Annotated in this window: 10 protein-coding genes and 1 pseudogene; 7 read left to right on the top strand and 4 right to left on the bottom strand. The window is 71.6% G+C overall.

Translation table 11 applies throughout. From position 1 onward, the window contains the following. The first annotated feature begins 136 nt into the window (after positions 1-136). On the top strand, positions 137-661 hold the full coding sequence (gene nrdR / locus SNA_RS30420) for a transcriptional regulator NrdR (protein ID WP_044367765.1): 525 nt from the start codon (positions 137-139) through the stop codon (positions 659-661). A gap of 124 nt (positions 662-785) precedes the next feature. Continuing rightward, positions 786-3,665, top strand: a complete 2,880-nt coding sequence (locus SNA_RS30415; protein ID WP_044367764.1) for a vitamin B12-dependent ribonucleotide reductase — start codon at positions 786-788, stop codon at positions 3,663-3,665. A 109-nt stretch (positions 3,666-3,774) separates the two neighbouring features. Here the strand turns inward: SNA_RS30415 and SNA_RS30410 are convergent, their stop codons facing one another. Then, positions 3,775-4,299, bottom strand: a complete 525-nt coding sequence (locus tag SNA_RS30410) for a TerD family protein (RefSeq protein ID WP_030068878.1) — start codon at positions 4,297-4,299, stop codon at positions 3,775-3,777. Positions 4,300-4,601: 302 nt separating this feature from the next. Here SNA_RS30410 and SNA_RS30405 point away from each other — a divergent pair, with 302 nt between their 5' ends. Continuing rightward, positions 4,602-5,207, top strand: coding sequence for a YdbC family protein (locus SNA_RS30405; protein WP_030068880.1), 606 nt, complete (start codon positions 4,602-4,604; stop codon positions 5,205-5,207). 6 nt (positions 5,208-5,213) lie between these two features. Here SNA_RS30405 and SNA_RS30400 read toward each other — a convergent pair whose 3' ends face one another. After that, positions 5,214-6,026 carry a TetR/AcrR family transcriptional regulator gene (locus SNA_RS30400; RefSeq protein WP_078970310.1) on the bottom strand — a complete coding sequence of 271 codons (813 nt, stop codon included), beginning with the start codon at positions 6,024-6,026 and terminating at the stop codon, positions 5,214-5,216. A 228-nt stretch (positions 6,027-6,254) separates the two neighbouring features. On the opposite strand from SNA_RS30400, the gene SNA_RS30395 reads away from it, so the two are divergent. From SNA_RS30395 to SNA_RS30380, 4 genes are all read left to right on the top strand, one after another. Continuing rightward, a complete protein-coding gene (locus SNA_RS30395; RefSeq protein WP_030068883.1) occupies positions 6,255-6,914 on the top strand; it encodes a histidine phosphatase family protein in 660 nt (219 codons plus the stop codon). An 11-nt stretch (positions 6,915-6,925) separates the two neighbouring features. After that, complete coding sequence (locus tag SNA_RS30390; protein ID WP_030068885.1) at positions 6,926-7,834, top strand: ADP-ribosylglycohydrolase family protein; 909 nt, start codon at positions 6,926-6,928, stop codon at positions 7,832-7,834. A gap of 199 nt (positions 7,835-8,033) precedes the next feature. Continuing rightward, complete coding sequence (locus SNA_RS30385) at positions 8,034-8,735, top strand: ribonuclease HII (protein ID WP_044367762.1); 702 nt, start codon at positions 8,034-8,036, stop codon at positions 8,733-8,735. 77 nt (positions 8,736-8,812) lie between these two features. Further along, positions 8,813-9,460, top strand: coding sequence for a hypothetical protein (locus SNA_RS30380; protein ID WP_030068891.1), 648 nt, complete (start codon positions 8,813-8,815; stop codon positions 9,458-9,460). Positions 9,461-9,840: 380 nt separating this feature from the next. Here SNA_RS30380 and SNA_RS30375 read toward each other — a convergent pair. Together SNA_RS30375 and SNA_RS30370 are read right to left on the bottom strand one after the other, a co-directional pair. Then, positions 9,841-10,360: pseudogene (locus SNA_RS30375) on the bottom strand (hypothetical protein); the annotation flags it as partial. 372 nt (positions 10,361-10,732) lie between these two features. Beyond that, positions 10,733-12,898 (bottom strand): RecQ family ATP-dependent DNA helicase, encoded by a 2,166-nt coding sequence (locus SNA_RS30370; RefSeq protein ID WP_044367760.1) that lies wholly within the window; start codon positions 12,896-12,898, stop codon positions 10,733-10,735. Positions 12,899-12,982: the final 84 nt, after the last annotated feature.

Below are 12,982 nucleotides of genomic sequence, written 5' to 3'. Positions count from 1 at the left end.
CCGGTCCTTCGGGGCCCCGGGGATCGCCTATGCTGGGGGCTGCTCCGAAGGGCCCGTGAGGACCCGGCGGGGCCATTCAGTCGTACGCCGGGTTCGATGGCGTACGCCCGTATACGAGGGTGAGGAGGGTGGAGCCATGCACTGCCCCTTCTGCAGGCACCCCGACAGCCGGGTCGTCGACAGCCGCACCACGGACGACGGCACCTCGATCCGCCGACGCCGCCAGTGCCCCGACTGCGCCCGTCGCTTCACGACCGTCGAGACCGCCTCACTGATGGTGATCAAGCGCTGCGGGGTCACCGAACCCTTCAGCCGCAACAAGGTCATCGCGGGCGTGCGCAAGGCATGCCAGGGCCGCCCGGTCACCGAGGACGCCCTCGCCAAGCTCGGCCAGCGGGTCGAGGAGGCGGTGCGCGCCACCGGCAGCGCCGAGCTGTCCACCCATGACGTCGGGCTCGCCATACTGGGCCCGCTGCGGGAGCTGGACCTCGTCGCATACCTGCGCTTCGCCTCGGTCTACCGGGCCTTCGACTCGCTCGAGGACTTCGAGGCGGCCATCACCGAGCTGCGCGAGCTGCGGGAGCAGCCGCCGCCCGCGCAGGACAGCGGGAACGGGGAGGCCGGACCGGCCCTGCCCGTTCCCGTCACCGCCGCCGACTGAGCGCGGCGCACATCCAGGACCTGGCCGGGGCCAGAGCAGGCGGCCCCGGCATCCAGAAAGACATACACCGTGCCACGGAATGCGTGCGCACATATGGGCGTTTGCCCGTATACAGGGAGGCGGAATGACAGAGACGACGAGCGGCCCGGCACGAGGCTCCCGCGCCAAGGGCAGCAAGGCGAGCAAGGGGCTGCGCATCGAGCGCATCCACACCACCCCCGGAGTGCACCCGTACGACGAGGTGGAGTGGGCGCGCCGTGACGTCGTCATGACCAACTGGCGCGACGGCTCGGTCAACTTCGAGCAGCGCGGCGTCGAGTTCCCCGACTTCTGGTCGGTGAACGCGGTCAACATCGTCACCAGCAAGTACTTCCGCGGCGCGGTGGGTTCCCCCAACCGGGAGTCGAGCCTCAAGCAGCTGATCGACCGCGTGGTCAAGACCTACCGCAAGGCCGGCGAGGACCACGCCTACTTCGCCTCCCCGGCGGACGCCGAGATCTTCGAGCACGAGCTGGCGTACGCCCTCCTCCACCAGGTCTTCAGCTTCAACTCCCCGGTCTGGTTCAACGTCGGCACCCAGCAGCCGCAGCAGGTCAGCGCCTGCTTCATCCTCTCCGTGGACGACTCCATGGAGTCGATCCTGGACTGGTACAAGGAAGAGGGGATGATCTTCAAGGGTGGCTCCGGCGCCGGCCTGAACCTCTCCCGTATCCGCTCCTCCAAGGAGCTGCTCTCCTCCGGCGGCAACGCCTCCGGCCCGGTCTCCTTCATGCGCGGCGCCGATGCGTCCGCCGGAACGATCAAGTCGGGCGGCGCCACCCGCCGCGCGGCCAAGATGGTCGTCCTGGACGTCGACCACCCGGACGTCGAGGCGTTCATCGACACCAAGGTCAAGGAGGAGGAGAAGGTCCGCGCGCTGCGCGACGCCGGCTTCGACATGGACCTGGGCGGCGACGACATCACGTCCGTCCAGTACCAGAACGCCAACAACTCCGTCCGCGTGAACGACGAGTTCATGACGGCCGTCGAGTCCGGCACGAAGTTCGGGCTGCGCGGCCGGATGACCGGCGAGGTCATCGAGGAGGTCGACGCCAAGGGTCTCTTCCGCAAGATGGCCGAGGCCGCCTGGGCCTGCGCCGACCCCGGCATCCAGTACGACGACACCATCAACCACTGGCACACCTCGCCGGAGTCGGGCCGGATCACCGCCTCCAACCCGTGCAGCGAGTACATGCACCTGGACAACTCCTCGTGCAACCTCGCCTCGCTCAACCTCCTGAAGTTCCTGCGCGACGACGACCTGGGCAACCAGTCCTTCGACGCCGCCCGCTTCGCCAAGGTCGTCGAGTTGGTCATCACCGCGATGGACATCTCCATCTGCTTCGCCGACTTCCCCACCGAGAAGATCGGCGAGACCACCCGCGCCTTCCGCCAGCTGGGCATCGGCTACGCCAACCTCGGCGCCCTGCTGATGGCCACCGGCCACGCCTACGACTCCGACGGCGGCCGCGCGCTGGCCGGTGCCATCACCTCCCTGATGACCGGCACCTCCTACAAGCGCTCCGCCGAACTGGCCGCGGTCGTCGGCCCGTACGACGGCTACGCCCGTAACGCCGACGCCCACAAGCGCGTCATGAAGCAGCACTCCGACGCCAACGGCGCCGCGGTGCGCATGGACGACCTGGACACCCCGGTCTGGGCCGCGGCCACCGAAGCCTGGCAGGACGTTCTCCGCCTCGGCGATAGGAACGGATTCCGCAACGCCCAGGCGTCCGTGCTGGCCCCCACCGGCACCATCGGCCTGATGATGGACTGCGACACCACCGGTGTGGAGCCGGACCTGGCGCTGGTCAAGTTCAAGAAGCTGGTCGGCGGCGGCTCCATGCAGATCGTGAACAACACGGTCCCCAAGGCGCTCAAGCGGCTCGGCTACCAGCCCGAGCAGGTCGAGGCGATCGTCGCCCACATCGCCGACCACGGCAATGTGATCGACGCCCCCGGTCTCAAGCCCGAGCACTACGAGGTCTTCGACTGCGCCATGGGCGCGCGTTCGATCTCCGCCATGGGCCACGTCCGGATGATGGCCGCGGCGCAGCCCTTCCTCTCCGGTGCGATCTCCAAGACGGTCAACGTCCCCGAGTCGGCCACCGTCGAGGAGATCGAGGAGGTCTACTTCCAGGGCTGGAAGCTCGGCCTGAAGGCCCTCGCGATCTACCGCGACAACTGCAAGGTCGGCCAGCCCCTCTCCGCCAAGAAGAAGGAGGAGAAGAAGGCCGAGGTCGCCGAGGCGCCCGCCGAGAAGAAGGTCGTCGAGTACCGCCCGGTCCGCAAGCGCCTCCCGAAGGGCCGTCCCGGCATCACCACCTCCTTCACCGTCGGCGGCGCCGAGGGTTACATGACCGCCAACTCCTACCCGGACGACGGTCTCGGCGAGGTCTTCCTGAAGATGTCCAAGCAGGGCTCGACCCTCGCGGGCATGATGGACGCCTTCTCCATCGCGGTCTCGGTCGGCCTCCAGTACGGCGTGCCGCTGGAGACCTACGTCTCGAAGTTCACCAACATGCGCTTCGAGCCGGCGGGCATGACCGACGACCCGGATGTCCGGATGGCGCAGTCGATCGTCGACTACATCTTCCGCCGCCTGGCGCTGGACTTCCTGCCGTTCGAGACCCGCTCGGCGCTCGGCATCCACTCCGTCGAGGAGCGCACCCGCCACCTGGAGACCGGTTCGTACGAGCCGGCCGACGACGAGGTCGACGTCGAGGGCCTGGCCCAGTCGGCACCGCGCCAGACCGAGGCGCCCCAGTCCACCCCGGCGGCCAAGGTCGTCGAGGAGGCCGCCGTCCCGGCCCCGAAGCAGGCGCACACCAACGCCGAACTGGTCGAGATGCAGCTGGGCATCAACGCCGACGCCCCCCTGTGCTTCTCCTGCGGGACGAAGATGCAGCGGGCCGGCAGCTGCTACCTGTGCGAGGGCTGCGGGTCCACCAGCGGATGCAGCTGACCGGCGCCTCCGGGCGGACCGGTAGCTGAAGACGCATGAGGCGGTGGCCGGAGAATTCTCCGGCCACCGCCTCCTTGCGTGCGGGTCCGAGGGCCCTGGGACGCAGGCGTCAGGAGCCCATCAGCCCGGTGAACGTGTTGGGGTCCGCGTCGAACCCCCGCAGGACGGGGTGGAAACGCCACTCCCCGGTCTCGTCCCGGAGGAACTCGGCGACCGTGGCGGCGGTGGACTGCGCGACCTCGGCGAAGTCGTTGGCCGTCAGCTCGGTGTGGCCCTCGTGGACCAGTACGGCGGTGTTCTCGACCTCGCCGAAGACCTTGCGGCCCTCGCCCTGCTGGATGACGACGCCCACGACGACGCGGGTGTAGGTCTCCGACAGCCGGTTCAGCTCCAGCGTCATGATCTCGTCGGGGCCGAATCCCTTACCGGTGCGGCTGTCCCGGTTGAGGTTGATGGTGCCGTCGGGCGAAAACCGGCTGTCGAAGTGCACCAGATAGGCGGGCGCGCCGTGCGGTGCGTCCCTGGTGTAGGTCGCCGCGATGAGGTCGAGGTCGTTGTCCGGAGCGCCGAGGGGGCTGGGATCCCATTTGAGCGTGACCTCGGCCTTAGCTATTCCCTTGTTGAAAGTGCTCACCGGATTCCCCTTTTCCGAATGCTCCGGGCCCGTGGCTCGCCACCCGGTCGCGCGGACAACTTCCCAGGCCCTCCCCTTGGTTGACCATCGTGCCACGCCGGTCGTCCCCGAGGCGGGGCGAAGTGCGGCCGGGGAGCCCCGGGGTGGGGCGGCCGGTGGCCTGATACCGCCGTCCGGCCGGTCAGGCGGCGGTGCGCACCCATGGGCCCGTGCCCATCGGCCCGCGCCCGTAAGGAAGTTCGTGGTGGTCGGGACGTGACGCGCCGTGATGCCGGACGGGCTCGGGGCCGTACGATGGCGCGGTGCTGGTCAAGTGGATTCGCCTCACCGTCGTGGACCGTCGAGGGTTCGAGCGGGGGCAGCGGAAATGGGCGGGGCTGCTGGGTGAGCCGGGATTCCGGGGGCAGGCCGGCGGCTGGAGCCGAAGCCGCCCCGGTGTCGCCCATCTCGTGGCCTTCTGGGAGAGCCGGGCGTTCTACGACTCCTTCATGGCCCGTTCGCACGACCGGCTGGCCGCCGCACAGGTGGGCACCTTCAAGGACGCGCACATACGGCTCTTCGCGCATGAGTTTGACGTCAAGGTCGGTTTCCGGCCGACGTTCGGCGATGCGGATGTCCTCAGGCTGGCGCACTGCCGGGTGCGCCAGGACCGGGTCGATCACTTCATGCTGATGCAGGAGAAGGTCTGGAACCCGGCGATGGCGGGGTCGCCGGGCATGCTGCGCGGGATGCTGGGGAGGGCTCCGGGGGAGGAGTTCTTGGTGGTGTCGCTGTGGCAATCGGCCGCCGAGCGCGGCAAGTACCGTCCCGAACGCGTCGAGCGGCTCGCGCTGCGTGCCCAGATAGCCGCCGATATCGAGGCGATCGCGGGCGACGTGGTGCAGCTCGAACCGTCGTGGACGGTATGAGGCCGGTCAGGAGGCGGAGCCGGCGGCGCCGACCGTGCCACCCGTGCCGCTCCTGGCGCTCGCGCCGCTCGTGGTGAAGGCGCCGGCGCGGGCGGCCGCCACCGCCGCCGCGGCCGACCGGTCGGCGAGCGCCGTATCGACCGGCTCACGGGTGATGAACAGCCGCAGGAAGACCGGTGCGCAGGCGGCCCGTACGAGCGCGCCGGCGTCGACCGTGGCCGTCGGGGCCGTCGCGTCTGCGTCCCCGGCCCCGGCCGGTGAGAGCTCCCCGCGTCCGGCGGCGCGTTCCACGATCGTCTCGCAGCGCCGGAACCGCTCGGTGTAGTAGGCGCGCAGCGCCTGGGCGGCCCGCTCCGACTGGAATCCGGCCGCGATCATCGCCGAGCCGGAAGCCGCCAGTGCCGGGTCGGTGAAGGCATCGACGACCTCCCGGGCGAGGGCGCGCAGATCGCCCTCCAGGGTGCCGGTGTCCGGCGGCAGCCAGCTGTCCTCGCCCGCCAGGTCCAGCGCGTCGGCGATCAGGCCCTCGAGGTTTTCCCAGCGGCGGTAGAGCGTGGTCTTGTGCACGCCGGAGTGCTCGGCGACGTACTCGACCGTCAGGCCGGGGTAGCCGTGTTCGCTCAGGCCCGCCAGAACGGCGTCCCGCACGGCGGCGCGCGTACGGGCCGTACGGCCGCCGGGGCGCCGGGTGCCGGGACGGCGCGCGGACTGCCGCTCGCCCTCCGTCGTCTCCTCCGCCTCCTCCGGCCTGGCGGTTTTCTCGTCCTTCTCGTCTTTCCCGTCCTTCTCGCTCTTCGCGGCGTCGCTCTCGTCGGGCATGTGCAACTCCCGTTGCGTTAGTGCGGTGGACTGTGTCATCATCGTAACGCAACTGGAGTTGCGTTACATCGCGAGCGGGTCTTGGCATGTGGTCTTGGCCTGCCTCGCACCGGCCCTACGGAGGTGCACATGCCCACTCGGATCGCGTCGCGCGAGGTCCCCAAGCAGCCACGGCCGTGCCCGTAGCGGCGTGCGGCATGTACAGAGCAGGCGTTCTACGCTGGCGGCATGGCCCGGCCACGACGCATCGTCCTCATCCGCCACGGCGAGTCGGAGGGGAATGTCGACGACACCGTCTACGAGCGGGAGCCCGACCACGCCCTTCACCTCACCAAGGCCGGGCTCCGGCAGGCCGAGGAGGCCGGTGCGGGTCTGCGCGAGATGTTCGGCGGCGAGCGGATCTCCGCGTATGTCTCGCCCTACCGCCGCACCCACCAGACCTTCCGGGAGCTACGCCTGGACCCGGCCAGGGTCCGCGTCCGCGAGGAGCCCCGGCTGCGCGAGCAGGACTGGGGCAACTGGCAGGACCGCGACGACGTGCGCCGCCAGAAGGCCTACCGCGACGCCTACGGCCACTTCTTCTACCGCTTCGCCCAGGGCGAGTCCGGCGCAGACGTCTACGACCGGGTCGGCGCCTTCCTGGAGAGCCTGTGGCGCAGTTTCGAGGACCCGCGCCACCCGCCCAACGTTCTGATCGTCACCCACGGGCTGACCATGCGGCTGTTCTGTATGCGCTGGTTCCACTGGTCGGTGGCGGAGTTCGAATCGCTGTCCAACCCGGGCAATGCGGAATGGCGCGCCCTGCTCCTCGGGCCGGACGGACGCTACTCCCTCGATCGGCCGTTTGACCGCTGGTGTGAACCCGAGCCTTATGGCGTCACCGGTTAGAGTGCACACCGATGACCGCCGACCACCGTGACGCAGACCGCTGTGAGCGGGCGCTGGCCAGCCTGCGCGGCCTGGCCGTGGGCGATGCCCTCGGATCCCAGTTCTTCGTCCCCACCCATTACCCCGCCCTCAAGCGCCGGGAACTGCCCCCGGCCCCCTGGCAGTGGACCGATGACACGGAAATGGCCTGTTCGGTCCTGTCCGTGCTGACCACCCACTTCCGCATCGACCAGGACGCGCTCGCCCGCTCCTTCGCCGATCACCACGACTTCGACCGCGGCTACGGCCCGGCCGTCAACCGCCTCCTGCGGCTGATCCGCGAGGGCGGCGACTGGCGCGAACTGTCCGCCGCCCTCTTCAACGGCCATGGCTCCTGGGGCAACGGCGCCGCCATGCGCATCGCCCCCCTCGGCGCCTGGTACGCCGACGACCCCGAGCAGGCCACCCATCAGGCGGAGATCTCCGCGTACATCACCCACCAGCACCGCGAGGCGGTGGTCGGCGCCATGGCCGTGGCCGCCGCGGCCGCCCTGGTCGCCGGCGCCCCGCACTCCCTCGCCCCCCGGGAACTGCTCGACGGCGTCCTGGCGCTGATCCCGCGCAGCGCTGTCCAGGCGGGTCTGCGCCGGGCCCGGGACATGCTCGACTACGGCGACTCCGGCACCGTCGCCGCGGTCCTGGGCTGCGGACGCCGCACCAGCGCCCATGACACCGTCCCCTTCACCCTCTGGGCCGCGGCCCGTCATCTCGGCGACTACGAGACGGCCTTCTGGTCCACCGTCCAGGCGGGCGGCGACATGGACACCACCTGCGCCATCGTCGGCGGTATCGTCGCCGCCGGTCCCGGCGGCGCCCCGCCCCGGGCCTGGCTGGACGGCACCGAGCCCCTCCCCGCCTGGGCGCCCACCGCCGTCCGCTGAACCCGCCGGACCCGCAACGGGCGGCCCCCGGCGTCCAGTTCACCTCCGCACCGAACCCCGCCGCGCGGCGCGAACCGGGCCGCGGCGACCCCGCTCCGTGCCCGCTCGCACCGGATCCGTAGCGACCGGCAGCCGATCCGTCTCCATTCCGGATCCGGTGCGGACGGAGCGGCCGAAGAGGCGTAATCTTGCTGGCGCCATGCCGTACGAGCCCCCCACCCATACCGTCGAGCGATCACTGCGCGCCACAACGGGCGCCAAGATCGTCGCAGGGGTCGACGAGGTCGGACGCGGAGCCTGGGCGGGCCCGGTCAGTGTCTGCGCAGCCGTGACCGGTCTGCGTCGGCCACCCGACGGACTCACCGATTCCAAGCTGCTGACCATCAAGCGCCGCACCGAACTGTGCGAGGTGCTCGGTGACTGGGTCACGGCCTACGCCCTGGGGCACTCCTCGCCCCAGGAGATCGACGAGCTGGGCATGACCGCGGCACTGCGGCTGGCGGCCGTGCGCGCCCTGGAGGGGCTGCCGGTCCGCCCGGACGCGGTGATCCTCGACGGCAAGCACGACTACCTGGGCGCGCCATGGCGGGTCCGCACGGTCATCAAGGGGGACCAGTCCTGTATCGCGGTCGCCGCCGCGTCCGTGATCGCCAAGGTGCGGCGCGACGCGATGATGGCCGAACTGGGCCTGGAATACACCGACTTCGACTTCGCGGCCAACGCCGGCTACCCCTCCCCGACCCATCGCATCGCCCTGGAGGAGTTCGGTCCCACGCCGCAGCACCGGGTCTCGTGGTCCTACATGGACGCCCTGCCCCGGTGGCGGCACCTGAAGAAGGTACGCATCACCCCCGAAGCAGCCGCTCTGGAGGCCGGTGGCCAACTCGGCTTCGACTTCTGAGCGGTGCGGGGCAGCAATGGGCATCAATTCGGTACCCGATGCGGCGTCCCGCACTTACGTTTGATAGACATCCCTTTATGCCTCTCATCCCCGAGGAGCCTCAGATTCACGAGAGTGTCCCGGGTCCCCGCGCAACTCCGGCCGCCGGCCGCACCGCGCCGACCCCCCGTCCCGTTCCTGGCCCCGGTCCCCGCCCCGCGCCTCCGCGCGGTGCGCCCGCGTCCAGTGCTCGTCCGGGCAAGCCCGGACCCGCAGCCCCGCCGCGTGGGCCCGTCGCCGCTCCGCCGGCGCAGCGCACCGGCCCGCCGCAGCCCGCAGCCGCCGCCCCTGCCGTCGCAGGCACGCAGCTCCAGCTGATCCCGGCACCCGCCGACGGCGCGCTCGACGCCGCCGACGAAGCCGTCGATCTGCTGCTGGACTCCGGGCGCGCGCCGTCCGAGATCCTGGTGCTGACCACGGGTGAGCCGCACCCGTGGGCCGCCCATGAGCTGTCCTTCGGCGAAGCGTCGTACTGGGCCCAACACGACGCCGCGGACGATGTGTTCTACGCGGACGCCGCCGCCGAGCGCGCCACCGGCCGCCCCGTCGTGGTCGTCGCCGTCAACGGCGGCACCGACGAGGTCACCGCCCGCGCGCTGCCCTCGGCGATGGCCCGCGCCGGAGCCCTGCTCGTCGTCTGCGGTGATCCGCAGCGGATCAACGGCCTCCTCGGCGCGAACGCCTGACCACGCGGCTCGCAGGCCGTCCTCGTCCTGCGCGCGGAGCAGCCCGTCGGCCGTCCGGCCGGTCGGGTCTGCTCGCGTTCCCGGAACCCGGCGTCCCCCGGGCCGCCCTCAGCGGGCCGCGGTGTGCCGCCGGGTCTCCCTGGCCCCGCCACCGGAGCGCCGGGGCCCCGGAGCGGCCGTCGGCGTACGCGGCGCGGACATCCGCGCCGGCGGGACGGGGGAGGCGTCCGTACGGGGTGAGGCCGCGTCGGGCGGGGCCGTAACCGGCGCCGCCGCACGGGGTGTTGCCACCCGGGTCTCCGTACGGCCTGGCTCCGCACGGTCCGGCTCCGCGGGCCGCGGCCCTTGTCCGTGCGGGACCGGCCCGGCGCTCCGGGACATCCGGGGCCGGCGCCCGCCGCGGTCCTCGCCCAGCACCTGCCAGCGGTCCCGGGTCAGCGCGATATACGCCCCGCACCGCAGCCCGTGCAGGGTGCAGGCGTCGCGCAGCCCCCACATCCATGCACCGTCCGCCTCCGTCCAACGCGGTTCGCCCTCACGGCAGTAGAGCAGCACGGCCGTCCGCACCGGGGCGCGCAGCCGCAGATCGTGCGGGACGATCCGGCGCAGATGCGCGAGCAGCACATTGCGGAACTCCCAGCCGTCGGGCAGCACAGCGGTTTCCAGGAACGAGGCGCTGGCCGCGACCCGCCCCAGCGGATCGAGCACCGCCACCACCGCCGTCGACGGACCGGGGCGATGACGGTCGTGCAGGCCGGTGACGATCTCCCGGGGATTGTGCAGAAGCGGAATGCCGGCCGAGGCCCATTCGGCGGGCTCCAGCATCCGGCTCAGCCGGGCGGGGGAATCGGGGGGCACGGAACGGGACGCATGCGGGGGCGGGGCGAAACCGAAGGTCACGGGTCCTCCCTGGGTCTGTGCGTCCACGCAAAGGGCGACGGCGGCCGGGTGCGAGGACACCACGGCACGGCCCTGCCTGACCGTGAACGGCCGGTACGGGGAAGCGACTCCAATTCTTCCTGCCGTACACGCATGCGGCAACGATCAATTCCAGGCACCATCCGGAATCGCCCGGTGCGCCATCAATATTCCTGCCCGCCGCAGCGGCCCGCGATGCCCGGACGCCCCGTTCCCCCTCTCCTCCTGCCGGAGGTCCTTCTCTGCTCCCACGCATGTCTCCCCCCCCCACTCGCGGATGTCTACGTACGGCTCTCCCGGGTGCTTGTACGGCCGTCCCCGGGTGCGTGCACGACTGACCCGGTGCTTGTCCGGCTATCCCTGGACGGCCAGGACCAGCGGAAACACCCCCGCGGCCCCCGCCCCGCGCAGCAGCCGGGCGGCCACCGCCAGCGTCCAACCGGTGTCCGCGTAGTCGTCCACCAACAACACCGGGCCGCCCGCTGACGCCAGGGCCTGCGCCAGCTCCGGCGGCACACTCAGCGCGCCGTGCAGGGCCCGCAGCCGCTGGGCGCTGTTGCTGCGCGGAATCCGGTGGTCCGCCCCGCCGTCCACCGTGGCCACTGTTCCCAGGAACGGCATCCTGCCCACCGTGGCGATTCGCTCGGCCAGCGACCGGATCAGCTGCGGGCGGGTGCCCGAGGAGAGACAGACGACGCCCACCGGGCGGGCCGGTGCGCCGTCCTCGCCCGAGGCCCAACCCCCGGACCCCTTGGCCCAGTCGGCGAGCACCGTGACCACCGCGGCCGCCACATCGTCGGGCACCGGACCGTCCGGCGCCTGCGGGGCGAGCAGGGGACGCAGCCGGTTGCCCCACCCGATGTCGGACAGTCTGCCCAGGGCCCGGCCGGTGGCGGCCAGCTCGCCCGCCGGGATACGCCCCTTGAGGTCGAGCCCGATGGCCGGCAGCCCCGTCGGCCACATCCGCCGCGGCTCCACCTCCACACCCGGGCGCCCCAGCTCGCCGCGGGCCGCATCCAGCGATGCGGCCGACACCTCGGCGGTGAACCGCGCCCCGGCGCAGTTGTCACAGCGGCCGCACGCCACCGCCGCCTCGTCGTCCAACTGCCGCCGCAGAAACTCCATCCGGCAGCCCGTCGCCCCGGCGTACTGCCGCATCGCCTGCTGCTCGGCCGCACGCTGCCGCGCCACCCACGCATAACGCTCCGCGTCATACGTCCACGGCCGGCCGGTGGCCGTCCAGCCGCCCTTGACGCGGTGCACGGCGCCGTCCACATCCAGCACCTTGAGCATGATCTCCAGCCGGGAGCGGCGCAGTTCGACCTGCGGCTCCAGCGCCGGCAGCGAGACGGGCCGGCCGGCCGCCGCCAGGACGTCCAGCGTCCGGCGCACCTGCTCCTCGGGCGGGAACGCCAGCGAGGCGAAGTACTGCCAGATCGCCTCGTCCTCGCGGCCCGGCAGCAGCAGCACCTCGGCATGCTTGACCCCACGGCCGGCCCGGCCCACCTGCTGGTAGTACGCGATCGGGGACGACGGCGACCCCAGGTGCACCACAAATCCCAGATCGGGCTTGTCGAAGCCCATCCCCAGCGCGGACGTCGCCACCAGCGCCTTGACCCGGTTGGCCAGCAGATCGTCCTCGGCCTGCTGCCGGTCGGCGTTCTCCGTCTTGCCGGTGTACGCGGCGACGGCATGGCCCCGGTGCCGCAGGAACGCGGTGACCTCCTCGGCCGCGGCGACGGTGAGGGTGTAGATGATCCCCGAGCCCGGCAGCTCGTCGAGATGGTCGGCCAGCCACGCGAGCCGGTGCGCGGCGTCCGGCAGCGACAGCACCCCCAGACTCAGGCTCTCCCGGTCCAGCGGGCCGCGCAGCACCAGCGCCTCGTCGGCGCCCTCGCCGGTCCCCAGCTGTTCGGCGACATCGGCCGTCACCCGGGCATTGGCGGTGGCGGTCGTGGCGAGCACCGGCACACCCGGCGGCAGGTCGGCGAGCATGGTGCGCAGCCTGCGGTAGTCCGGCCGGAAGTCATGGCCCCAGTCGGAGATGCAGTGCGCCTCGTCGACCACCAGCAGCCCGGTGGCCGCGGCGAGCCGGGGCAGCACCTGATCGCGGAAGTCCGGGTTGTTGAGCCGCTCCGGGCTCACCAGCAGGACATCGACCTCGCCCGCCGCCACTTCGGCCTGAATGCCGTCCCACTCCTCGACGTTGGAGGAGTTGATCGTCCGCGCACGGATCCCGGCCCGCGCGGCCGCTTCGACCTGATTGCGCATCAGAGCGAGCAGCGGCGAGACGATCACCGTCGGCCCGCTGCCGCGCGCCCGCAGCAGCGCGGTGGCGACGAAATAGACCGCGGACTTGCCCCAGCCCGTGCGCTGCACGACCAGTGCCCGGCGGCGGTCGGCGACCAGCGCCTCGATCGCCCGCCACTGATCCTCGCGCAGGCGCGCCTCACCGCCGGGATCCCCGACGAGGCGGGAGAGGACGGCATCGGCCGAGGCACGCAGGTCTTCGTTGCTCATGCCCCCATGCAACCCGATGCCACTGACAACGCGCGAACCCCCGCCCGAACCTGTGGAAAACGCGAAGACCACGTCACCGAGAGT

The organism is Streptomyces natalensis ATCC 27448 (assembly GCF_000935125.1).
In the GTDB taxonomy this organism is placed as follows: domain Bacteria; phylum Actinomycetota; class Actinomycetes; order Streptomycetales; family Streptomycetaceae; genus Streptomyces; species Streptomyces natalensis.
The sequence above is the reverse complement of the archived record's forward strand: the minus strand, read 5'-3'. Positions and strand labels throughout refer to the sequence as shown.

What these genes read in the sequence shown, in the direction of transcription:
- nrdR (WP_044367765.1), top strand. Translation starts at nt 137, where the DNA reads ATGCACTGCCCCTTCTGCAGGCACCCCGACAGCCGGGTCGTCGACAGC.
- SNA_RS30415 (WP_044367764.1), top strand. Translation starts at nt 786, where the DNA reads ATGACAGAGACGACGAGCGGCCCGGCACGAGGCTCCCGCGCCAAGGGC.
- SNA_RS30400 (WP_078970310.1), bottom strand. Translation starts at nt 6,026, where the DNA reads ATGCCCGACGAGAGCGACGCCGCGAAGAGCGAGAAGGACGGGAAAGAC.
- SNA_RS30395 (WP_030068883.1), top strand. Translation starts at nt 6,255, where the DNA reads ATGGCCCGGCCACGACGCATCGTCCTCATCCGCCACGGCGAGTCGGAG.
- SNA_RS30390 (WP_030068885.1), top strand. Translation starts at nt 6,926, where the DNA reads ATGACCGCCGACCACCGTGACGCAGACCGCTGTGAGCGGGCGCTGGCC.
- SNA_RS30385 (WP_044367762.1), top strand. Translation starts at nt 8,034, where the DNA reads ATGCCGTACGAGCCCCCCACCCATACCGTCGAGCGATCACTGCGCGCC.
- SNA_RS30380 (WP_030068891.1), top strand. Translation starts at nt 8,813, where the DNA reads ATGCCTCTCATCCCCGAGGAGCCTCAGATTCACGAGAGTGTCCCGGGT.
- SNA_RS30370 (WP_044367760.1), bottom strand. Translation starts at nt 12,898, where the DNA reads ATGAGCAACGAAGACCTGCGTGCCTCGGCCGATGCCGTCCTCTCCCGC.